Source organism: Nocardia sp. NBC_00881 (genome assembly GCF_045207455.1).
Classification (GTDB): Bacteria; Actinomycetota; Actinomycetes; order Mycobacteriales; family Mycobacteriaceae; genus Nocardia.
Genome location: NZ_CP108798.1, coordinates 2,008,677 through 2,033,073, shown reverse-complemented (window position 1 = coordinate 2,033,073; position 24,397 = coordinate 2,008,677). Strand labels below are relative to the sequence as shown.

The following is a 24,397-nucleotide window of genomic DNA, read 5'->3' as shown; positions in this document are numbered from 1 at the left end:
ATTACCTGCAGACGGCATCGTTCGCGGCACTGCTCGAGCTCGAGGCAGCGGCCGCTCGCGCCGGTGAGAACACCTCAATGATCATGAACTACCAAGGTTTTGACTGCTGGCAGCGATTGCAGGGGCACAGATCCAGTCGGCGTAGGTACCGCAGGCGACAGGCCTGAACCCAAACCGACCAGACGGATTTCCCCCTTTACATGGCGAATTCAGCGGGGATACTATTCGGTCCGATTCGGGCGAGCCGCCGGCGACGCGCCAAGATCTAGTTGGTTGCTGGAGGTAACCCTATCCATGCTGGCATGGTCTATGGATGCTGTGCGGGACTGGCTCATCGCCAGAATCGCCGCACTGAGCGGGCTGGATCCCGCTGCGGTCGACGGCCGCGAGCCGTTCACCCGCTATGGGCTCGATTCACTGACGTTGACGGCGCTCGCCGAGGAATTGAGTGAGGCAGGCGGCCATCCGGTGCCGCCGATCCTGTTATGGGCGCATCCGACGCCGACCGCATTGGCCAGCCAGCTCACCGGAGCCGGATCCACACCATCGGCGCAGCACGAATCGCCGGATCCGGAGCAGCCCATCGCGATCGTCGGTCTGTCCTGCCGGTTCCCCGGCGCTCCCGACGCGGCGGCATTCTGGCGATTACTCAGCTCGGGCGCGGACGCGCTCACCGAACCGCCGGACGGCCGATGGGCTGGAGAGGGTCCGCCGCGCGGCGGATTCCTCGACCGGATCGACGAGTTCGACCCGGAGTTCTTCGGTATCTCTCCCCGGGAGGCTCCGCACGTCGACCCGCAGCAACGGCTCATGCTCGAACTGATGCAGGAAGCCCTCGATGACGCGGGCATTCCGCCGCACAGTCTCGGAGGCAGCCGGACCGGCGCGTTCGTCGGTGCGATGTGGAGTGAGTACGGGGCAGGAATTCGGGCGGACCCGGACCTGGTCACCCAGCACACGTTGGCCGGCGGCGACCCGAGCATTATTCCCGCCCGGCTGTCCTACACACTGGGTGCGCGCGGGCCGAGTCTTCAGGTGAACACCGCTTGCTCATCGTCCCTGGTCGCGGTGCACCTTGCGGCGCAGAGCCTGCGCGGCGGCGAGTGCGATCTCGCGCTCGCCGGTGGCGTCAGCCTGATGCTGGCGCCGGACACGGTGCACGCGCTGGTCCGGCTCGGTGCGCTGGCACCGGACGGGCGGTCCAAAGCGTTCGACGCGCGTGCCGATGGATACGGCCGCGGCGAAGGCGCCGGGATGGTCGTGCTGAAGCCGCTCGACCGGGCACTCGCCGACGGTGATCCGATTCATGGCGTGCTCAAGGGCAGCGCGGTGAACCACGACGGGTTCAGTAATGGGCTGACCGCGCCGAGCCCGCTGGCCCAAGAGTCCTTGCTGCGCACCGCTTATCGCCGAGCGGGAGTTGCACCGACCGACGTCGGGTACGTCGAGGCGCACGGGACGGGAACGGCGCTCGGTGATCCGATCGAGGCAAGCGCGCTGGGCGCGGTGCTCGGCACGGGCCGGGCTGGTGACCAGTTGCTGCCGATCGGTTCGGTCAAGAGCGCGATCGGGCATCTCGAAGCGGCGGCCGGGATCGCCGGACTGATCAAGGTGCTGCTGGCGATGCGGCATCGCACCGTGCCACCATGCGGCCAGTTCGAGGAAGCCAACCCACATATCCCGTTCGACGAATGGGGTCTACGGGTGCCTTCGCGGTCGGAGGAGTGGCGAGGTGACGCGGGAGGTCGCCTCGTCGCCGGGGTGAGCGCGTTCGGGTTCGGCGGCACGAACTGCCATGTGGTCCTCGAGAGCGGCGAGGACGCTCCGGTCCACCTGCTGCCTCTTGCCGCGGATACCGAAGACGGGCTCCGTGCCACGGTGCGGGAGCTGGCGACCACTCTGGACCGGCCCCCGATCGCCCGCTTGTGTGCCGCCGCATCGGCGAAGGCGGACGGCTCGCACCGGCTCGCATTGTCCGTTCGCGACCATGACGAACTCGCCTCGGGCGCGGCGAGATTCCTCAGCGGCCACACAGGCGCCGGGATCAGCACCGGAAAGGTCGACGGCGCCCGGCCGACAATCACGTTTCTGTTCGGCGGTCAGGGCGCGCAGTGGGCCGGGATGGGTGCGCGGTTGCTGCGCGAGCCGGCGTTCCGGTCGGCAACCATGCGGTGTGAGACCGCGCTGCGCCGGCACGTCGACTGGTCCCTTACCCGGCTGCTGACCTCCCCCGACGAGAGCTGGATCGAGCGCACCGAGCTGGCCCAGCCTGCGATCTTCGCGATGCAGGTCGCTTTGACCGGCCTGTGGCGATCATGGGGAGTCGAGCCGGATGCTGTCGCCGGGATGAGCATGGGCGAAGTCGCCGCCGCGCACGTCGCCGGGGCGATCAGCCTCGATGACGCCACATTGATCATGTGCAGGCGTAGCGCGATCGCCGCCGGACTCTCCGGCCACGGCGGCATGGCCGTTCTCGACCTGTCCACCGAAGCCACGAATGAGCTGCTGTCCCGGCACGGCGGCGACGTATGGGTCGCGGGCAGTGCGAGCCCCGGAAGCACGGTGATCTCCGGCGATCGAGCAGCTATCCAGGTGATACGGGACCAACTCGCCGCGCGATCGGTCGCGTCGGCGCGGATCAGGGTCGACTACGCCTCGCACAGTCCCTATGTCGACCCGGTGCTGCCCGATTTGCGGGCCGCGCTCGCCGATTTGCGGCCCGGCGAGACCCGAATACCGTTCTACTCCTCGGTCACCGGGGCGCGGATGGACGGCGCGCTGCTCGATGCCGAGCACTGGGTGCGCACCGAACGAGAACCATGGCGATTCGACACCGCGATGGGAAACCTGCTCGCCGGGGGCTGCCAGATTTTCGTCGACGCCGACCCCCATCCGATTCTCACGTCGGTGGTCGAACAGCACGGCGGCACGGCGCTGCCGACATTGCGCCGGGGGGACCGTGACCGCTCCACCTTGATCGACTCATTGGGCGCGCTGTACACCCTGGGCGCCGCCGAGCCGCCGACACCGGCCCAGGGCCGGACGGAGTTGCTGGTGCTTTCCGCCCGCTCACGCGATTCCCTGCTGGCATCGGCGACCACAATGGCGCGCGAGTTCAGCACTGGCAACGACATCGCGCTGCGCGACCTGTGTTACACGGCCGCCGTGCGGCGGGACCACCACGAACACCGGCTCGCGGTGACCGGTTCGACTCCGAAGGAGCTGGCCGATTCGTTGCGTGCGACGGTTGCGGGCAGTATGCCCAGCAACACGTGGATGGGCAGCGTGGCACATGACGAGTCGCGAGGGATCGTGTTCGTATGCTCCGGCCAGGGTTCGCAGTGGGCCGGAATGGGCCGGAACCTGTTGCGTGCCGAACCGGTGTTTCGCGCCGCCGTCGAGGAATGCGAGAAATTGTTACGGCCGCTGACCGAGTGGTCGCTGACGGCCGAGCTGACCGCGCCGGCGGAACGTAGTCGCCTCGATGAGACCTCGGTCGCGCAACCGGCCCTGTTCGCGATCCAGGTGGGAATCGCGCGGCTGTGGCAGGAATGGGGACTCGCGCCGGAGGCGCTGATCGGCCACAGCGTCGGCGAAGTCACCGCCGCGCACCTGGCCGGGTCGCTGTCCATCGCCGAAGCGGTCGAGGTGGTGTATCACCGGGGCCGGTTGATGCAGGCCGCGGCCGGGGCAGGCGGGATGGCCTCCGTGGAACTGCCCGCCGAGCAGGTACACGACCTGCTGAGCGGGTACCAGGGTGAGCTCACGATCGCCGCCGTCAACGACCCCGATTCGGCCGTCGTGTCCGGCGACGCCGCCGCACTGGCCGACTTGCTTGGACGGCTGCGCCACGACGGGGTCCCCTGCCGAGAGCTCCGGGTCGGTTACGCGTTCCACAGTGCGCGGATGGACGCGGCCGGGCACGAATTGTCGCAGGCGCTCGGCACGCTCGCTCCGGGGCCGAGCCGGTTGCCCGTCTACAGCACAGTTTCCGGAAAGCTCGTTGATGATCAGCCATTCTCCGCGGACTACTGGGTGCGAAACGTGCGGGAGACCGTGCGGTTCGCGGACGCGATGAACGGCGCGATCTCCGACGGGTACCGGAATTTCGTGGAGATCGGGCCGCATCCGGTTCTGCTGGAGAACGTCCAGCGATGCCTTGCCGCCCGCCGGGTCGATGGTCACGCCATCGCTTCGCTGCGCAGGGGCGAAGACGAACGATCCGCGCTGCGCCGCGCGGCCGGCGCACTGTACGCCGGTGGCTGCTTGCCGGACTTCGACCGGCTATTCGATACCGGCCGGGTCGTTTCGCTGCCCGCTTACCCGTGGCAGCGGAAGCGATACTGGCTCGCGGCCGACCGGCGAACCGCGCTCTCCGGCGGCGACGGAGGCCATCCGCTGCTCGGCGCGGGCTTGATCTCGGCGGTAGAGCACGGAACCCGGTACTGGCAACGCGCGCTGGACCCCGCGAGGCTGCCGTATCTCGCCGACCTCGCGGTGCGCGGGAGCACCGTACTCTCGGCGGCCACCTTCGCCGAAATGGCACTGGCTTCGGGCGCCGAGGCGTACGGAACCAGCGACATCGCTGTTACCGACCTGGCGTTCGAGCGAATGCTGGAACTTTCCGGCGCAGTTGTGCCCGCGACCCAGGCAGTGATCAGCACGCGGGATGAACTCTTCCAGGTATTCAGCCACCACGGTCCGGACTGGATACGGCACGCGCTGGCCACCGTAGGCCCGGACACCGGCGAGCCGAATGTGCGCGAGGAACCCGCGGCGATCAGGCACCGCTGCACCGCATACCGGGATGGGACTCAGCACTACCATGCGCTGGCCGGGGCGGGGCTGGACATCGGTCCGCACCTTCGGCTGGTCTCGGAGCTGTGGTTCGGCCATGACGAAGTGCTGGCCCTGGTCGTGCCGCCGGAGCCGGCACACCATCGAGGTGCCGACTACCGCATCCACCCCTCGGTGCTGGACGCCGGGCTGCAGGCGCTGATCGCTCTGTGCAACGGTTCGTCCGGCAGCAACGTGGTGACCGGGATCGGTCGGTTGCGAGTGCATCGGACGCCGACGGGGCCGGTATGGGCCCACGGCCGATCGGCGGGGCCGGGCTTCCACCTCTACCTACTCGACGACGCCGGCCGAGTACTGGTGGAAGCCGAGGACGTGCGCTTGCGGCCGCTCCACTATCCCGACCCGGTCGCGGACTGTTTGTATACCGTCGAATGGCGCGAACGAGCACACCGAGAACCGGTGCGAGACTGTGTTGAGCCGTGGATCGTCTTCGCGGGCGACGATTGCCTCGGCGCCGAACTCGCGGACGAACTGCGAGCTCGAGCCAAGCAGTGCGATCTGGTGACTGCGCGGACAGCGGACCTGACTGGAACAGCGTCCCTGCGGGCGGTTCTGGCCGGGCCGGCGCCGGCCGGGGTGGTGCACATCGGAAGTCTCGGCAGCGTGAGCGCGCGGGTGCTGGCCGACGCGCTGGCCGGAATGGGATGGCGCGATCAGCCACGGCTGTGGCTGGTGACCCGTGGCGCACAGGCGGTCGGCGAGCACACCTCGGTGGTGGGTGTCGACCAGGCGGCGTTGTGGGGACTCGGCAGGGAGATCGGGCTCGACCATCCGGAGCTGTGCGTCACGCGGGTGGACCTTGCCGCGCGGCCGACATCGGATGAGGTGGCCACGGTGGTGTCGGAATTGCTCAGCGATGATCGGGAGACCGATATCGCCCTGCGTCCCGGTGGCCGGTTCGTGGCCAGGCTGGTCCGCGTGCCGGATGTCGGTGAGCGGGCGGCGACGTTGCGGGCCGACGGCTCATATGTGATCGTCTGCGAGGACGCGGCACTCGCGGAGTCGTTCGCCGGGTGGCTGACCGACCGCGGTGCGCGCAACATCGTGATCTTGGATCGGTCCGGTGCTATCGGGCCGATCAGCTGTCCCGGGGCACGGATCTCGATCTTCGACACCTGGGTTACCGACGACCGCGAGATGATCAGGCTGATCGCCGAGATCGAGGCCGCCGCCGGTCCCTTGTGCGGCCTCATCCACGCCGGGGGTGACGACAGCGCGTGGCGGTGGCATCAGCAGACGCTCGAGCGCAGGCTCGATCTTTTCGTCCTCTGTTCTTCGGTCGCCTTGTTGTTCGGATGCCTGGGTGACCCGATGGGAAGCGCGCGGCTGGACGCGATCGCACACCATCGCCGCGCCCTCGGGTTGCGGGCACTGAGCCTGCATCTCGCGCAGGACGGCATGGCGGCATACGGCATCACCGATGCGTCCCCGGTGGGTCTCGCGCGGGCATTGGACCACGGGGTGCGCGCGGACTTCGTGCAGATCGCGGTCATGAAGCTGAATCTCCGGCACTGGTTCGAGTCGTTTCCCGGCACGACGGGGACACCGCTGTTCGACGAGATCGAATCCGGCGCCTCGGACATCGCCACCGCATTCGCCGGCAGGCTGGCCGCGACCAGCGCCCCGGAACGCTCGGGGTTGATCGAAGAGCATCTGATCGAGCAGGTTTCGCTGACGTTGCACCGAGATCCCGCGAGCCTGAGCCGGAAGGCGACGTTCCAGGACATGGGCATGGACTCGTTGATGGCGGTGGAGCTACGCAACCGGCTGGAATCCACGCTCGGCGTTCGGTTGTCCGTCGCGCTGGTCTTCACCTACTCCACCATCGCCGCGCTCGCCGAATTCATCGCGGACGAATCAGCGGTGGCCGAACCTCCGGCTGCGGAATCGGAACCGGACGATTGGTCTTCCGTCGCAGCGGACATCGATCTGCTCTCCGACGAGGAAGCCGAGGCCATGCTGTTGGACAGTATCCGGCTCGTCGAACAGGAACAACACGATGACTGAGCAGGCGTCGCCGGTGAAGCAGGCCCTGGCGGCAATGCGTACCCTGCAGACAAGGCTGGACCGGGAGCTGCTGGCGAAGACCGAGCCGATCGCGATCATCGGCATGGGGTGCCGGGTGCCGGGTGCCGGCACCAGCCCTGAGGAGTTCTGGCGGCTACTCGATGACGGCGTCGACGCTATCACCGAAGTGCCCCCGGACCGGTGGGTGGGCGAGGACGCCGGAGCTCCGACACGCTGGGGCGGTTTTCTGTCCGATGTGGACAAATTCGATGCGGCTTTCTTCGGTATCGCGCCTCGGGAGGCCGAGGCGATGGACCCCCAGCAGCGCCTGCTGCTGGAGGTGGCCTGGGAGGCGCTGGAACGGGCCGGGCATGCTCGGCCCGACCGGCTGACCGGCTCGAGGACAGGTGTGTTCGCCGGCGTTGTCGTCACCGACTACGACCGGCTCAGCGTGGGAAGACGGGACATCTATACCGTGACCGGCAACGGGCACTCGTTCCCCGCGGGACGGCTGTCCTACGTGCTCGGACTTCAGGGCCCGAGCATGGTCGTGGACACGGCGTGCTCGTCGTCGCTGGTCGCCGTGCATCTCGCCGTCCAAAGCCTGCGATCCGGAGAGAGCACGATGGCGCTGGCCGGTGGGGTCAACCTGATGCTGGCCAGAGACATGACCGACATGTTGGCCAGTTCCCGGGCGCTGTCCGAAGACGGGCGATGCAAGACTTTCGACGCGCTGGCCAACGGCTATGTCCGAGGTGAGGGCTGCGGGATGCTGGTCCTCAGACGGCTTTCCGACGCGGTGGCAGACGGCGATCCGGTGCTCGCGGTGATCCGTGGTTCCGCGGTGAACTCCGACGGCCGTTCCTCCGGGCTGACCGCGCCCAATGTCTCCGCGCAGAAGGCATTGCTCCGTCAGGCCTTGCGCAGCGCTCGCGCCGACGCGGCCGACATCGGCTATGTCGAGACGCACGGCACCGGAACGCCGCTCGGTGATCCTATCGAGGTGGACGCGCTCGTCGACGTGCTCGGCGAGCTGCGGGACGACGGTTCGCGCTGTGTGCTCGGCGCGCTGAAGACCAACATCGGGCATCTCGAGGCGGCTGCCGGGGTCATCGGGCTGATCAAGGTCGTGCTCGCGCTGCGGCGCGAGCGTATCCCGGCGAACCTGCACCTGCGCACCGTCAACCCCAGGATCGATCTCACCGGAACCGCCCTGGTATTGCCGAAGAATCCGGTCCCGTGGCCGAAACAGGACGGCGCGACTCGGATGGCGGGCGTCAGCTCGTTCGGTATCAGCGGCACCAACGCGCACGTCATCGTCGCCGATCCGCCGGAGCACGCCGAGTCTGCGAGGACCGAATCAGGACCGGCGCTGGTGCCGATCTCCGCTCGCCATGCGGGCGCGCTGACCGATCTGGTCGCCGCCTTCCGGGCCGGCCTCGCCGAGCGGCAGGCCGAGGCCGCCGATATCGCCTACACCGCGGCTGTCCGCAGGCACCATCATGAGTACCGCGCCGCCCTGGTCCTGCCCGGCGACGGGCCGCCGCGACTGGTGCCGGGCACCGAACCGGACGAGCGGCCGCGAGTGGTGTTCGTGTTCCCCGGGCAGGGCTCGCAATGGCTCGGCATGGGACGCGCACTGCTCGCCGGTGAGCCTGCGTTCCGCGCGGCTGTCGATGCGTGCGACGACGCGATCCGGAATGAGACCGGTTGGTCTGTTATCGAAGAAATGACCGCCGAGCCGTCCAGGTCTCGGCTGGACCGGGTCGACATAGTGCAGCCGGTGCTGTTCGCGATGGAGGTCGCCTTGGCGGCTCTGTGGCGGTCGAAGGGCATCGAGCCGGACGCGGTCATCGGACACAGCATGGGCGAGGTGGCCGCCGCGCATGTGGCCGGCGCGCTCACGCTGGCCGACGCGACACGGATCATCTGCCGCCGCAGCCGGTTGCTGCGCGGACTGGCCGGGCGCGGCGCGATGGCGTTGGTGGACCTGCCGATGGAGCGGGCGCACACGGTGCTGTCCGGATTCGCCGATCGGGTGTCGATCGCGGCGAGCAACAGCGCACGCTCGACCGTGCTCTCCGGTGACCCGGCCGCGCTGGACGAGCTCCTGGCCGAGCTGGCCGGTGCGGGGGTGTTCTGTCGTCGGATCAAGGTCGAGGTCGCCGCGCACAGCCCGCAAGTCGACGCCATCACCGATGAGCTGAGTCGCCAGCTCGGTACGCTGACGCCGGAGGCCACCACGGTGCCGATGTGGTCCACCGTGCTCGGAAAGGTCTGCGCCGCGCCGGAGCTGGATACCACGTACTGGATACGCAACCTTCGTGAGCCCGTGCTGTTCTCAGAGGCGATTCGTGACTGCATGGCGCTGGGGCGCACGGTATTCGTCGAGCTGAGCCCGCACCCGATCCTGCTGCCCTCGATCGAAGAGGATGGGGGCACGGTCGTTCCGTCCGGGCGGCGCGAACACGATGAGCGAGCGGTGTTCCTCGAATCGCTTGCCGCGTTGTATGTCCGGGGTTGCCAGGTGGACTGGCCCGCGCTGCACCCGAAGGGCGGGCGCTGCGTGCCGCTGCCTGCTTACCCGTGGCGGCGCCAGCGGTACTGGGTGCACGGAACTCCGGGGCCTCGCACCGACCATGGGCATCCATTGCTTGGTGAGCCGGTCAGCCCCGCGACCTCACCGGGCACACGGATCTGGGAACGCGAACTGGATCTGCCGTGGCTCGCCGACCATACGGTGGACGGCGCGGTGGTGTTCCCGGCGTCGGGCTACGTGGAGATGGCGCTCGGTGCGTCCGGTCGATCGTCGGTGCTGGAGGACCTCGCATTCGACCGGATGGTGATTCTCGGGAAGGACGGTTCCGGACACGTCCAGTTCATCGAGGACTCCGGCCGTTTTCAGGTGTATGGCCGAGCGACGAGGGACGAGCCGTGGGTTCCGTGCGCGCACGGAACGGTCCGTCATGGCGACGACGGGCCACCGCCGGCCGAGTCGCCGTCGTCGGTGCGGGACCGGTGCCGCACCGAGGTCGCCGTGGCGGAGCACTACGAACGGTATGCCAGTCGAACCATCGGCTACGGCCCGGCTTTCCGCGGTGTGCAACGGATCTGGGCCGGTGACGGTGAGGGCGTTGCCTTGGTCGAGCTGGCCGGGTCGTCCTCGGGGTACGTCTGCCACCCGGCGCTGCTGGACGCATGCTTCCAGGTACTCGGGGCTGTGCTGCTCGCCCGGCGCGCGACCGGCGGGGTCATTCCGGTGCGGATCGACCGGCTGCGCGTGCACCGGCCACCCGGTGGCCGCGTGTGGGTACACGCGCGCGCGGGGTCGACCGAGGACAGTGGGGATCTGCTGGTGCTCGATGCGGACGGCGCGGTGCTGGTCGAGGTCGAGGGGCTGACGGTGGCAAGGCCTGCCGAAGCAGAACCGTACCGGGACTGGCTCTACCAGGTGGCATGGCGCCCGGTGCAACGGCTCGTGGCACCGGATCCTGGTGAAAGGGCTCCCGGGACATGGCTGGTGCTCACCGATTCCACCGGTGTCGGCACGGCGCTGGCCACGCTGCTGCAACAGCGTGGCCAGACCTGCGTACTGGTCGACAAGGAGGATATCGACATCGGCGACGACGACGCGTGGAGCGCGCTACTCGACAACGTCGCCGCCGGCGGAAAAGCCTGCATCGGGGTGGTGCACCTGTGGAGCATGGACACCACCGGTACCGAACACGTCACCGCCGACACGCTGACCGCTGATCAGCAGATCACCGGACTCAGCACGGTGCGTCTGGTCCGCGCGCTCGCTCGCCTCCGCCTGCGGGACCAGCCCCGGCTGTGGCTGGTCACCAGGGCAGCGCAGCAGGTAGGCCGCGAACCGGTCGAGGTGTCTCAAGCGCCGTTGTGGGGACTGGCAAGGACACTGAGTGTCGAGCATCCCGAACTGGAGTGCACGCGGGTCGACCTCCAATCAGGATGGGCGCCGAGCCGTTCCGCTGAAGAACTCCTCCCCGAGCTGGTCGGGGCGGACGGCGAAGACGAGATCGCGTTACGCGAGGAAGGGCGGAACCTGGCGAGGTTGGTACGGGCCTCGTTCGAGACCAGGAACGCCGAGCCGACCCTGCCCCAGGGGACGTACCTCATCAGCGGCGGTCTCGGCGGTCTCGGCATCGGCCTGGCACGCTGGCTGGCCGCGCGCGGGGTGCGGCACCTCGTGCTGGCCGGACGGCACGATCCGGCGCCGGACGTGCAGGCCAGGATCGCCGAGCTCAGAGGAGACGGCGTCGAGGTCGTGGTCGCCCGGGCGGACGTGGCCCGGCGCCAGGACGTCGCCCGAGTCCTCACGGACATCGACGAGCGGATGCCGCCACTGCGTGGAGTGCTGCACGCGGCCATGGTGCTCGACGATCGGACCATTCTGGAACTGGACGCCGAACGGTACGAGCGTGTGCTGGCACCCAAGATGCGGGGCGCGTGGAATCTGCATGAGCTGACCGGCGAGCGGAAGTTGGAGTTCTTCGTCATGTACTCGTCGGCCGCGGCTTTGCTCGGCTCGCCGGGACAGGCCAACTACGCGGCCGCCAACGCATTTCTCGGCGCGCTCGCGCGACATCGGAAACACGGTGGCCGAACGGCATTGTGCGTGGACTGGGGGCTGTACTCGCAGGAAGGCATCATGGCAGGACGGAACGCGGAAGGGGAGCGGCTCGCGCACCGAGGGGTCGGCACCCTGACCCCCGAGCAAGGCATGGAAATTCTCGGTCGGCTGCTGAGCGGCAGTACCAGCCAGGTCGCGGCGGCCAATCTCGATCTCCGACAGTGGCTGGCGTTCTACCCGGCCTCGGCAGGTGCGTCGCTGTTCGGCGAACTCCGGGACGACGGCCGCGAGAGCGACAGAAGGCCATCAGCTCCCTGGTTCGCAGACCGGCTGCGTGCGGCCACCCCTGCTGAACGCCCGAGCTTGATCGACGCCCTCGTGACTGAGCAACTAGGCCAGATCCTGCACCTCGACGCCGCTCTTATCGACCGGAAGGCGCCGCTGGCCGCCACGGGAGTCGACTCGCTGATGGCGCTCGAACTCCGGAACCGGCTGGAGTCGGCGCTAGGCATCCGGCTGTCCGCGACGTTGCTGTACGCCGCACCGACGGTGCGAGCACTGACCGAACAGCTACTCGGCGTACTCGGCATGGCCGAGCCGCAGGCGGCCACCGACGAGCTCGATGACCTCGGCGACCTTGCCATAGACGACCTTCTGGCGCGGATCGACGGTTCGATCGACCGGCTCGAAAACGGGGAGCTGCCATGACCCTCGTCGACGAGGAAGGCTACCGCTCGCGTCTTGTCAAAGCCGCTTCCGCGCTGCGCAGTCTGGAGGCCGAGGTCGCGCGGTTGACGCGGCAGCACACCGAACCCATCGCGGTGATCGGTATGGGTTGCCGCTTTCCCGGCGGTGTCGATGATCCGGAATCATTCTGGACACTGCTTTCCGACGGCGTCGACGCGGTGTCCGAGCGACCAGCCCCCGCCACCGAAGATGCCACGCGAACAGGTGCCTTTCTGTCCGATGTGGACGGTTTCGACGCGGCGTTCTTCGGGATCTCGCCGAGGGAGGCCGCCGCGCTGGATCCGCAACACCGGCTGCTGCTCGAAGTCGCATGGGAGGCGCTGGAAGACGCCGGAGTGGTGACCGAGCGGCTGGCCGGCAGCAGAACCGGGGTGTTCGTCGGTATGAGCAGCAACGACTACTTGCTGCTCAGCGCCCGATCCGGCGCCTTGGGTGGGTACACGGGCACTGGAACGGCCCACAGTTTCGGCGCGGGCCGGTTGTCGTACCTGCTCGGGCTGCGCGGGCCGAGTCTGTCGGTGGATACCGCGTGCTCGTCGTCACTGGTCGCGGTGCACCTGGCGATCCGGAGTCTGCGAACAGGGGAGAGCTCGCTCGCGCTGGCCGGCGGAGTGAACCTCGTTCTCGACGACTCGGTCACCGAGATGGTCGCCGATCTGCAAGCGCTGTCACCGGACGGCCGGTGCCGCACGTTCGACGCGCGCGCGAACGGGTTCGTCCGGGGCGAGGGTTGCGGAATCGTTGTGCTGAAGAAGCTGTCCGACGCACTGGCCGACGGTGATCGGGTGCTCGCCGTGCTGCGGGGCTCTTCGATGAACTCGGATGGTCGCTCGGCCGGGCTGACCGCGCCGAACCCACTGGCGCAGCAGGACATGCTGCGCCAGGCGTTCGCCGATGCGCGCGTGCGCCCCGGCGACATCGGATACGTGGAGACCCACGGCACCGGCACCGCGCTCGGCGACCCCGTGGAGATCGAGGCCTTGACTGAGGTTTTCGGCGAGCCGGACCCGGACAGCGGCAGTTGTGTGCTCGGCGCGGTCAAGACCAACATCGGGCATCTCGAGGCCGCTGCCGGTGTCGCCGGACTGATCAAGGCGGTGCTGGTCTTGCGGTACGGGAAGATTCCCCGCAACCTGCACTTCAACACACTGAATCCGCGGATTTCCCTTACCGGAACTCCCTTCGTGATACCGAAGACGGCCGTCGCGTGGCCCGCAGGCGAGCGGCCACGGATTGCCGGCGTCAGCTCGTTCGGCATGAGCGGCACCAACGCGCATGTCGTCGTCGCCGAAGCGCCCACGGCAGAGCCGGTGCCACCGCGCGCCGGACCGATCCTTCTTCCGCTGTCGGCACGAAGCCAGGCAGCACTGACCGACCTGGCTTCCGCACACGCGAGTGTCCTCGCGCGGGACAGCGATCCGCACGACATCGCCTACACCGCGGGCGCCCGGCGTGATCATCATGAGCGGCGGATCGCGGTGGTCGGCGAGTCCGCAACCGAGCTGGCCGAGAAGCTGCACGCCTTGGTTCGGGACGGTGTCACCGCGGCACGAGCCGACACACCGCCCGCGCTCACCTATGTCTTCTCCGGACAGGGCGCGCAGTGGATCGGCATGGGACGGCAATTGCAAGCCAGCGAGCCGGTCTTCGCCACCACGCTCGGTAGATGCGATGAGCTCATCGCGCAGAACGCGTCGTTCTCGCTGCTCGCGGAACTGGCCGCGCCGCCGGACAGGTCGAGGTTACAGCGCACCGAGATCGCCCAGCCCGCGCTGTTCGCCATTCAGATCGCGCTGTCCGCCCTGCTGTCCTCATGGGGCGTTCGACCAGACGCGGTCATCGGGCACAGCGTCGGGGAGATCGCCGCCGCGCAGGTTGCGGGCGCGCTGAGTCTCGCGGACGCCATCAGGATCGTGGTGTCCAGGGGCCGCATCATGGCGCGCGCCGACGGTTCGGGGGCGATGGTCTCGGTCGCGCTCAGCCAGGATGAGATCGCGGCCTCGATGTCGACAACGGACACCTCGGTCGCGGTGGCGGCGGTCAACGACGACAGATCCGTCGTGCTCTCCGGCGCGGTGGACGAGCTGCGCACGGTGCTCGACCCGCTCCAGCGACGAGGCGTTCGCTGCCGCCGGCTACCGGTCGACTACGCGTTCCACTCGCCGTCGATGGCGCCGCTGGCCGTCGAACTCGCGGAGGAACTCCGCACGGTCGAGGCCAGCCGGACCTTGTGCCCGCTGTACAGCACGGTCCGCGGCGACCGGATCGGCGGACATGAATTGACCGCGGACTACTGGGCGGACAACGTTCGGCATCCGGTCCGGTTCGCCGAAGCCGTGCACGCCGCGGCAAGAGATGGGCAACAGGTTTTCCTCGAGATAGCACCGCATCCGGTGCTCTCCGGCCATGTGGCGAACTGTCTCGGCAGGGGAGCGGCGATACCGACGCTGCGCAGGGAGCGGCCGGAACTGCACGGCATGCTCAGCTCGGTCGCCGAACTCTATACCGCGGGGTATCCGGTGGACTTCGCCGGCCTTTACCGGGATCGCCGCCCGGTGGTGTCGTTGCCGCGCTATCCGTGGCAGCGCAGACGTTACTGGCTCGACACCCCAGAACCGCCAGGGGAACAGGCGGCCGTGGAGCCGGTGCACTGGGTCGATGAGCTGATCGGATTGCCGGACGGCGAGAAGGAGGCCGCGATCGAGTCAGCCGTGCGCACGGACACGGCTGCCGTGCTCCAGTCTTCGCCTTCGGATGTGCCGGTCGACGGCATGTTCATGGAACTGGGCATGGATTCGCTGATGACCGTGCAACTGCGGCACGAACTGGCCGCCCGAACGGGCCTCGCGCTGCCGGCGACCCTCGCCTTCGACCATCCGACCCCACGGGCGATCACCCGGTACTTGCTGAAGGTGCTCGCCGAGCATGTAGAAAATGGATCATGATGAAGGTATACGGGACGGCCACCAGCGCGTGTACGCACAAGGTGCTGATGGTGCTCGCGGAAAAAGACCACCAAGCCGAACTGATCGAGGTGAGTGTTCTCAAAGGACACGACAAATCCCCCGAACACCGGGAACGCCAGCCCTTCGGAGAGATTCCGGTACTCGAGGACGACGGGTTCCTGCTGTACGAATCGCGGGCGATCATCCGCTATCTCGATCAGCGGCTGCCGGGCCCCGCGCTGACGCCGGATAACCTCCAGCTGCGCGGGCTGATGGAACAGTGGATCAGCATCGAGCAAAGCTATGTCAGCGGCCCGGTGTGGGAGCTGGTCCGCGGCGGCCCGGTCTACGAGATCATCCGGGAAAGTCCCGCCGCGCCGCTTTTGCCACCGCCACCGGACCAGGACGCGATCGTCGCTGCCCGCGCTGCGCTGGCCACACCGTTCGATGTTGCGGACGCCACGCTGGCCAGGCAGGAGTTCCTCGCCGGTCCTGAGTTCTCTCTCGCCGAGGTCACCTGGCTGCCCTACTTGCAGTATCTGGTCGCCTCCAACGGCGCTGACCTGATCGATGCGCGGCCGAACCTGGCGCGGTGGTGGCGGGAGATCAGCGGAAGGCCCACCTGGCTCCGGGTCGGCAAGGTGCTGGAGCGGCCGGAATGAACCGGTTCGATCTCTGGGGCGAGCAGATGCGCGTCGATCCGTTGCCGACGCTGGCGCTGATGCGTGCCGAGGCACCGATCGTCCGGCTGTTCAATCCGCACCAGGGGGCGCCCGAGTGGCGTGTGACCCGCTACGCCGACGTGGTCGAACTGCTCCGCGACCCCCGTTTCACCAAGGACAAGCGGAAACTGTCCGATCAGGTGCGCTCCCGGTACTTCCGGGTCACCGAATTCGACCGGCTGGACAAGCACATGCTCTACGCCGATCCGCCGGAGCACACCAGGATGCGCGCATTGGTGGCCAAGGCCTTCACGCCCCGCCGGGTCTCGGAGCTGCGCCCCCGCATCGCCGAAGCGACGGCGAAGCTGCTGGACCTGGCCGAGCGCCAGGACTCGGTGGACCTGCTCGACGCCTTGGCCTTCCGGCTGCCGATCACCGTGCTGGTCGAGCTGATCGGGGTTCCGCTCGAAGACCAGGAGCGCTTCCGGGAGTGGACCAGGATTCTGATCGCTCCGCCGTCGGAAGGAGACTTCGACGCTTTGCGCCGCATGGCGATCGAGTTCCAGCAGTACCTGGAGGAATTCCTCGCGCTGCGCCGCAGGCGGCCCCGCGACGATCTCACCAGTGCGTTGATCGAAGCGGAGACGCATGGCGACCGGCTGTCGTCGGTGGAACTGATGAGCATGGTGTTCCTGCTCATCGCGGCAGGTTTCGAGACGACGGGGAACCTCATCGGCAATGGGGTGTGGGCGCTGCTGCGGCATCCCGCGGAACTGAGTCGGCTGCGCGCCACGCCGGAACTCATCGAACCGGCCATCGAAGAGGTGTTGCGATACTGCCCGCCGGTGGCGAACAGCACCGGGGCCTTTCCCCTGACCGATGTCGAGTTCCGGGGCACGGTCATCCCGGCCGAGGAATTGGTCGTCGCTTCGCTGCTGTCTGCACATCATGATCACACGCAGTTTCCCGAACCGGACCGGTTCGACATCACCAGGACACCGAATCGGCACCTGGGTTTCGGCCTCGGCCTGCACTTCTGTCTCGGTGCGTCACTGGCACGACTCGAGGCGACGACGGCGATCGGCACCCTGGTGCAGCGCTTTCCGGGACTGCGATTCGCGGCCGATCCGGACACGTTTCGGTGGAAGAACGGCGTATTCGTCAATGGCCTGGAATGCCTTCCCGTGACCTGGGAGGCGCGGTGAGGCACAATCGCGCAGCGCTCATCGAGCCGACGGGGTGCGGGAACTCCCGCAGGACACAGGAGGCGCGATGACGATCCGGGTGCGGCAGGCGGCGCTGGACGATCTGGACGAGATCATGGCCGTCGAGCAGGATTGGGAGGAATCTCAGCGGGCGAGCCGAGACCAGATGGTGGCTCGCCTGCGCGCGTTCCCCGAGGCGTTCTGGATTTTCGAGCAGCACGACGAGGTTGTCGGCACCTTGATGGGCTTCCCCATGCGGTACACGGCGGACAGGATTTCCGAGCTCAGCGATTGGGACTCCGTGACCGGCAACGGCTATTACCCCGAGATCGACCTGGACACCGCGAACGCCATCTACCTTGCTTCCGGCTCACTGAAGCGCACTGCGCGCGGCGGCACGGCATACGCGGTGATGATGGAGACCCCCGTCGAGCTGGCCGAGCGATTCGCGCTGAACTATGTCCTCACCGGAGCAAAGATTCCCGGTTACGACGCCTACTGCCGCCGGTTCGGCGAGATCGACGCCCGCGACTACGCGTTTCGCAGGCTCGGTGGCTGCCTTGTCGATCCCTTCCTGGAAATGTACCGGGGGCACGACTATCTGGTGCCCGACCGGAAGCACATTGTCCCCAACTACTATCCGGATCCGCCGAGCAGGGATTACGGCGCGATCGTGGTGCGGCGCGTGCGGGGAACGCCTGGGCGATGATCGTCATCGAGCCGCCAGGGAAGGCCGCCGGCATGGGCCCGGACTCCGGCTGAGTCGGGATGCCCAGCAGGTGAGGCCGGGCGCCGACCCGGCTCAGCCATGGATGTCTACGGTGTGGGCGCCGGGACTGTTCTGCGGGAGCGAGATGCCGCGTTGCTGCAAGGATGCGGCACATCATGTCGATGACCCGGTTGTCGTAGAATCACGAGTAGATGGATGATTCCGGGTTGGTGCGAACGAGTAGCTCGGTGCGAGGCCGTCGAGTTTTGCGGCCCTCTTCGCCGTCCTGCTGGTTGATTGTCACGTCCACGTATGTCGACAAAGATCGGTAGGTGTTTCGGCTATGCGAACTGAGGGAGACGTGTGGGACATCGTCAGTAGCGTGGGGCTCACCGCGTTGGGGGTCGCGACGTTTCGGGCGTTGGAGGCGGCCGATCCCGATCCGTTGATCGAGGACGATTACGCGCCGCTGTTCGTCGAGGCTGCGGGCGAGCCGCATTTCACCGGTTTGTTGGCCGACCCCTCCGCGCTGGCTGGTACGCCGCTGGTTCCCGGTTTCATGGGTTTTCGGACCAAGTTCTTCGATGAGTTCTTCTTGTCGGCCGTCGCGACCGGGGTGCGGCAGGCGGTGATCGTGGCCGCCGGGTTGGATGCGCGGGCGTATCGCCTCGACTGGCCGGCGGGTACCACGGTATTCGAGATCGACCAGCCGAAGGTGTTGGAGTTCAAAGAGAAAGTGCTCGTCGAACATGATGCGCAACCGAAGGCCGATCGGCGGGCGGTGGCGGTGGACCTGCGAGAGGACTGGCCCGCTGCCCTCCGGGCGGCGGGCTTCGATCCAGACAAGCCCGCCGTGTGGTCGGCAGAAGGGCTGCTGCCGTATCTTCCCGGTGCGGCACAGGACGCATTGTTCGAGCAGATCGTCGAACTCTCCGCACTCGGCAGCCACCTCGGGGTGGAGAGTTTCGTGACCGGAACCGATGTCAAACGCTTGGCGACCATCGAGTCGAAGTATTTTGACAAATCCCTGTTCGGCGATATCGACCTGGCCGAGCTGTTCTACGACGACGAGCGGGCCGATCCGGCGCAATGGCTGACCGAAAGTGGCTGGACTGTGCGGGCATTCAGTCCAGCCGAGCTGGCCACAGCCTACGGTCGATCGGCTCCGGAACTCCCCGACGAGCTTACCGACCTGTGGCAGCAGCCCAGGTATCTGACCGCGGTGCGCTAGCCAGGTCAGCGCCCCACCGGTTCTGCTCAGAGGGCTTCAGTCGGCGCCTGCGCCTCAGGGCTCGGCCACGAGTTCCGGTTCTGGATCCGGATCCGGCTGCTGCGCGTCTTCCGCCATCACCGCTTCGCCGCGGGCGACCATACCCGCCTCGTCGGAGAGCTTCATGTGCGGAATGAATAGCGCGAGCGCGAATGCGATCACCACGCCCGGAATCAGGTACCAGAAACCGGGGACAAGGGCGTCGACGTACGACCCGACAATCGCATCGTGCAGGCCCTGCGGCAGGTTCTTGACCACCGATGGCACCAGCGCAGTCGGGTCGAGTTTCGCCTGGACCGCCTCCGGACCGTGCGTCCGGAACACATCGGTGAGGCCCTCGGTCAACCGGTTGGTGAAAATCGAACCGAAAATAGCGACACCGAGTGCGCCACCCATCTCACGGAAGTAGTTGTTGGCGCTGGTCGCGGTGCCGATCTGGTTGGGTGACACCGCGTTCTGCACGACGAGCACGATGATCTGCATCATCAGACCGAGGCCCGCGCCCATCACGAAGAGCATCGCCGAAACCATCCACATCGGGGTATCGGCGTCCAGCCGGGTGAGCCACAGCATGTCCACGAACATGAGCGCCGCGCCGAGCGGCGGATAAACCTTGTAGCGACCGGTCTTGGTAACCATCGTCATCGAAGTGATCAGAGTGATCATCAGACCGACCATCATCGGTATCAACAACAGGCCCGAGACGGAAGCCGAAGCACCAGTGGCCATTTGGAGATAGGTCGGAATGAAGGCGAGCGCGGCGAACATCACCAGGCCGACCAGGAATCCGATCGCCGAGGTCAACACGAAGGTCCGATTGCGGAACAACCACAGCGGCAGCATCGGCTCCTCGGCCCGGGCCTCCACCATCACGAACGCGGCCACGATCACCACGAACGCGGCGATCATCGTCACCATCACCGTCGAACCCCAGGTGTACTGCTTGCCGCCCCAGTCGGTGATCAGGATCAACAGCGTGGTCGCGGCCGACATCAGGACGACACCGAGGTAGTCGGGTCTGGTCCTGGGGCGGTGGCTGGGAATACTCAGGTAGCGGAAGGCGATGAACAGTGCGGCAATACCGATCGGCACATTGATCCAGAAGCACCAGCGCCAGCCGAGGTGATCGGCGAAGAAGCCGCCGAGCAGCGGGCCCGCGACCGAAGTGATGCCGAAGATGGCGCCCATCGGGGCCATGTACTTGCCGCGATCCTTCGCGGGCACTACATCGGCAATGATGGCCTGCGCCAGGATCATCAGGCCGCCGCCACCCACGCCCTGCAGGCCGCGGAAGGTGATGAACTCCCAGAAACCCGTCGACGCGGCGGCGCCGACGGATGCGACGGTGAAGATGGTGATCGCGAACAGGAACGGCCAGCGCCTGCCGAACAAGTCACCGAATTTTCCGTAGATCGGCATCATGATGGTGGTCGCCAGCAGATATGACGTTGCGGTCCACGCCATATGGGAAATGCCACCGAGATCGCCGACGATGGTCGGCATGGCGGTGCCGACGATCGTCTGATCGAGGCTGGCCAGAAACATACCCGCGATCAGCGCGGCGAAGATGAGCCCGATTCGCCGCTGGGTCAGGACAATAGGGGCGGGCGGCGATTCAGCGGTCGTGGTCATTCGGCACGTCTCCTTTTCCTGGCCGCCGGCTCGAACAGCCGGGCGGCCATTGCACAGTGGTCGCGCATCGCCGCGGCCAGCGATACGGTCGGATCACCCGCTGAGGACATCGCCGCCCTCGTGGTGATGGTTGTCATGACTCCCGCTGCGAGCGAGGCGAATTCGGGCGATACCTCGCTACCCAGCCGTGCCGAGAGCAGTTCGCCCAAGGTGGCCTCCAACCGGACACCGGAGGCGACGAAGGCCGCGAGCACCCTCGGTTCGGTTTTGATAATCTCGGTGACCAAGGAAATGCCCTCGCGTACTTCGCTTTCTGGTTCGAATCCCGCGGCGAACAGCCAGGTGAGATCGTCCATGAGCACACCGGTCGGTCCGCCGGCGGTGAACTGCTCTCGCAATTCCGGTGTGCCGATCTCGCCGACCGGACCCACCACCGCGTCCATCTTCGTCTCGTAGTAGTTGAAAAACGTGCGCGGCGAGACACCGACGGCTCGCGCGATGTCCTCGACGGTCGTGGCATCGAGCCCCCGCTCGATCGTCAGCCGCCGCGCGGCCATGCAGAGGTCGAGTTCGGTCCGCAGCTTCTTCTGTTCGCGCAACCCGATCGTTGGCTCGGCACGCTTCGACGGGGACATGTGCGAAAATTTAGCACAAACTGCAAGATTTCATAAACTGCAAGTTATTGGGTGTCGGAGCGGTCTGAGCATCGCACGCCGACCGTTCCTTGACGCCTTCCTGGGTGGCGGCCGCAGAGATGTCGCACCCCAATCAAGCCTCTATTGAATGAGCCGTTGATTGACGGTACATTCGCGCGATGAGCGAAGCCGGTGCTGCCGATTCCGATTCGTGGTTGCGGCGAGTAGGTGGTGAAGTCGAGACGGTCGGCGTGGCGCCCGTACCCGACAACCAACGCACTGCCACACCGGGAAAGTTGTTCATTGTCTGGGCCATGACGTCCGGCTCCGCGATAACACCACTGATCGGCGCGATTCTGTACCCCTACGGGCTCTGGTACATGATCGGCGCGATCGTGGTGAGTTGGCTGATCTTCCTGATTCCCTGTGGCCTGTTCTCCGAGATGGGCCGTGAGCTGCCGCTCACGGCTTTGGTGGTCGCTCGCCGCACCTACGGATGGTCGGCGACATTTCTGCTCTCGGCGCTGTTCTCCTTCGTCAACATCGTCTTTTTCGGCCTGAACACGGCCACTGGCGCCCTCATCATCGCGGCGTTGTGTCACACCTCTGCGACACCGTGGTACTGGATCGTCGGCGGTATCTGCATCGTGCTCGTTCTGTTCGGGTTCAAGTGGCTCGAGTACTTCTACCGCTACACGGCGCTGCTGTTCATCGTCTGCTATGCCGCCTTGACCGTCTATCTGGCGACGCACTACTCGCTGCACGTTCCGCGCCAGACCACCCCGATGGCATGGGGCACGGCGGTTTCCGCTGTCGCCGGGTTCTCGATTCTGTCCTGGACTTATAAGACGTCGACGATTTCGCGCTTCTGTTTGCCTGCTGAGCGCACAGCTGAGCGGACCTGGTACTTCCTGATGCCGAGCCTTGGGATCATGATGCCCATCGTGATCATGGGCGTGATGGGCGCCTACTCGCAGGAGGCGATCGGCGACTGGAACATCGCCGTCCTCGGCGCGCAGATCACCGGTTGGGGCGCGGTGGCGGCGATCGGCGCGGCGCTCGCTGTGCTGCACACCAACGCTATGAACCTTTATCCCTCGACCGTCGACCTGCTCGTGACCCTCAACACCGTGCGAAAGCCGCGCAGTTGGGAACAGCCTGTCGTCACGGTCGTCCTCGGCGTTCTGGGTGTCCTGCTGGCCCAGGCCGGCATCCTGACGCACGCCGAGGTGTTCGTCACCGGCGCAGGCGAGCTGCTCGGCCCGTTCGCCTTCGTCATGATCGTCGACTGGCTGTGGGGATTGGCCGACAAACGCGACGTCGACAGTTACTTCCGCCCTGCGGTCGGCTTCGCCGGCCGATGGCGCATTCCGGCGCTCGCCTGCTTCCTCGCAGGCTTCATGGTGAATTTCTGGGGGAAGGATTTCCTACCCGAGGGCATTTACCACACGGTGCCGCTGAGCCTGGTCGGATCTCTCGTCGCAGGTGGCGCGTACGGAGCCGTTCTCGGGACGCGCCGCAGTAGCTCGGGCAGGCGACGGCCCGGCTCCAAGGTGCTCGCGGACCGAAATCCCGAAGAACAGCAGGTGCGGAGGATCTAAGGGGTGTTTCGAAGTGCCGGTGGCGAGCGCCGCTGTGTGGATTCTGCGGTAATGGGCGGATTCACGCGGGGAAGGCTCGGCTCGCTCGTCAGTTGGCCAGGAAGTTGATCGCTTGGGTGGTGAATCGCTTGGCGCGCTGGAACAGGAAGGCGTGACCAGCGTCGCTGTAGACCACGAGAGTGGCGTTCTGGATGTAGGGGACTCCGACGGGGCCGTCAGCGCCGGAGTCGTTGGTCGTCGCTGGGCGACAGTGCCGTCCAGCGTCCAGTCGAGCAGGTCGACTTCGGTCGAGCCGCGGGCTTCGATGAATTCGGTTGCACCGTCGGTAAATCCCTCGACGGAGTCGCGCGGTTCACCGGTGGTGTAGCCGACCCGACCTTGTCGAACACGCACGCCGCGCTCGGCGGCCAGATAGTCGAGCCACTGCGTGGCCCCACCGTCGATGGTTCCCCGGACATGGTTCAGAGGATCAGCGGTATGCCGCCGCGCGTGGGCCGATCCGCCGATAGGTGAACCGGGCAGACGGGCCGTCCGCGGTCAGGTTCTCGGCGACGTCTGCCAGATAGGTGTCACCCCGTCGGGCGGAGTGAGCTCGCTGGTGTTGCGGCTTGTTCCGATTACCTGGAATCCGGCGCTGACGAGCGCGAGGGCGGCTGCTTCGCCGATCCCGGAGGACGCGCCGGTTACCACGGCTACTGGAGGTGTGATGGCCATTGGGTGCTCCTGAATGTTGGGGTCTGTCGGGTTTGTGAACTGTGGTTCGTATCGGCTACTCGGCTGCGGCGGCTTGGGGATAAAGGATCGCCGGGTCGGCGGCGAGCCCGGCTTTGACCTGTCGGGTCAGGTCATCGGCGATGACTTCCAAAGCGTCGGCCTCGATGCCGTCGAGAGCTTGAGATGCCACGCTGTGCGGGGAGGTCTTGGGGGCGTCGACGCCTGCGGTCATGTCGGTGTCGACGTAGCCGACGTGCAGTCCGGTGACGCCGATACCGCGCGGGCGCAGCGCCAGTCGCAGTGCGTTGGTCTGCGACCACAGTGCGGCCTTGGCAGCGCTGTAGGCGTCGGTGCCTGGGATCGAGATCCACGACAGGGCCGAATGAATAGTGAGGATGTGGCCGCCGCCGTTGCGTTCGAGGATCGGGGCGAAGGCACGGGTGACGTGTAGCGGACCGTAGAAATTGATATCGAACTCGCGGCGGATGTCGGAGACCGGCGAGTCGAGGAACGACGAGCCGAATGAAGCCCCGGCGTTGTTGACCAGGATCGTCACGTCCGGTGCCTGTTCGGCTGCGGCCACTGCGGAGTCCGGGTCGGTCAGTTCCAGGGCCAGCGCGACCGCGTTCGGGTGCGAGACAGTGCGTGGGTCGCGAGCGGTCGCGTAGACCTTGGCGGCGCCGCGTGCATAGAGCTGCTCCACGAGTGCCTTACCAATGCCGCGGCTGCCACCCGTGACGAGTGCTACGGAACCTTTGATGCTGGTCATAGACTGAACTCCTGCCGGAAACCGATCTGTTTCCCCCAGCATAAACAGATCGG

11 protein-coding genes and 1 pseudogene are annotated in these 24,397 nt (G+C 66.8%); 8 read left to right on the top strand and 4 right to left on the bottom strand.

Going from position 1 to position 24,397, the window contains the following annotated elements:
* Nucleotides 1-294: 294 nt before the first annotated feature.
* The 7 genes from OH799_RS08125 to OH799_RS08095 all read left to right on the top strand — a co-directional run bounded on the left by OH799_RS08125 (nucleotide 295) and on the right by OH799_RS08095 (nucleotide 18,954).
* A complete protein-coding gene (locus OH799_RS08125) occupies nucleotides 295-6,864 on the top strand; it encodes an acyltransferase domain-containing protein (protein WP_406277313.1) in 6,570 nt (2,189 codons plus the stop codon).
* Nucleotides 6,857-12,163, top strand: coding sequence for a type I polyketide synthase (locus tag OH799_RS08120; RefSeq protein WP_406277310.1), 5,307 nt, complete (start codon nucleotides 6,857-6,859; stop codon nucleotides 12,161-12,163). Before OH799_RS08125 ends, OH799_RS08120 begins: the two co-directional genes overlap by 8 nt.
* Complete coding sequence (locus tag OH799_RS08115; protein ID WP_406277307.1) at nucleotides 12,160-15,147, top strand: type I polyketide synthase; 2,988 nt, start codon at nucleotides 12,160-12,162, stop codon at nucleotides 15,145-15,147. The genes OH799_RS08120 and OH799_RS08115 overlap by 4 nt, the downstream gene beginning before the upstream one ends.
* Nucleotides 15,144-15,809 carry a glutathione S-transferase family protein gene (locus tag OH799_RS08110; RefSeq protein ID WP_406277304.1) on the top strand — a complete coding sequence of 222 codons (666 nt, stop codon included), beginning with the start codon at nucleotides 15,144-15,146 and terminating at the stop codon, nucleotides 15,807-15,809. The genes OH799_RS08115 and OH799_RS08110 overlap by 4 nt, the downstream gene beginning before the upstream one ends.
* On the top strand, nucleotides 15,806-17,014 hold the full coding sequence (locus OH799_RS08105) for a cytochrome P450 (protein ID WP_406277301.1): 1,209 nt from the start codon (nucleotides 15,806-15,808) through the stop codon (nucleotides 17,012-17,014). The genes OH799_RS08110 and OH799_RS08105 overlap by 4 nt, the downstream gene beginning before the upstream one ends.
* 67 nt (nucleotides 17,015-17,081) lie before the next feature.
* Nucleotides 17,082-17,723: a hypothetical protein gene (locus tag OH799_RS08100; protein WP_406277298.1), complete on the top strand. Its 642-nt coding sequence runs from the start codon at nucleotides 17,082-17,084 to the stop codon at nucleotides 17,721-17,723.
* 343 nt (nucleotides 17,724-18,066) lie between these two features.
* A complete protein-coding gene (locus OH799_RS08095; RefSeq protein WP_406277295.1) occupies nucleotides 18,067-18,954 on the top strand; it encodes a class I SAM-dependent methyltransferase in 888 nt (295 codons plus the stop codon).
* Between the two features lie 54 nt (nucleotides 18,955-19,008).
* Here OH799_RS08095 and OH799_RS08090 read toward each other — a convergent pair whose 3' ends face one another.
* Both OH799_RS08090 and OH799_RS08085 read right to left on the bottom strand, forming a co-directional pair.
* On the bottom strand, nucleotides 19,009-20,625 hold the full coding sequence (locus OH799_RS08090; RefSeq protein WP_406277292.1) for an MDR family MFS transporter: 1,617 nt from the start codon (nucleotides 20,623-20,625) through the stop codon (nucleotides 19,009-19,011).
* Nucleotides 20,622-21,260 carry a TetR/AcrR family transcriptional regulator gene (locus OH799_RS08085; protein WP_406277289.1) on the bottom strand — a complete coding sequence of 213 codons (639 nt, stop codon included), beginning with the start codon at nucleotides 21,258-21,260 and terminating at the stop codon, nucleotides 20,622-20,624. Before OH799_RS08085 ends, OH799_RS08090 begins: the two co-directional genes overlap by 4 nt.
* Before the next feature lie 179 nt (nucleotides 21,261-21,439).
* Here OH799_RS08085 and OH799_RS08080 point away from each other — a divergent pair, with 179 nt between their 5' ends.
* Nucleotides 21,440-22,861, top strand: a complete 1,422-nt coding sequence (locus OH799_RS08080; RefSeq protein WP_406277286.1) for a purine-cytosine permease family protein — start codon at nucleotides 21,440-21,442, stop codon at nucleotides 22,859-22,861.
* 570 nt (nucleotides 22,862-23,431) lie between these two features.
* On the opposite strand, the pseudogene OH799_RS08075 reads toward OH799_RS08080, so the two are convergent.
* Nucleotides 23,432-23,575: pseudogene (locus tag OH799_RS08075) on the bottom strand (SDR family NAD(P)-dependent oxidoreductase); the annotation flags it as partial.
* Between the two features lie 55 nt (nucleotides 23,576-23,630).
* Nucleotides 23,631-24,344 (bottom strand): SDR family oxidoreductase, encoded by a 714-nt coding sequence (locus tag OH799_RS08070; protein WP_406277283.1) that lies wholly within the window; start codon nucleotides 24,342-24,344, stop codon nucleotides 23,631-23,633.
* Nucleotides 24,345-24,397: the final 53 nt, after the last annotated feature.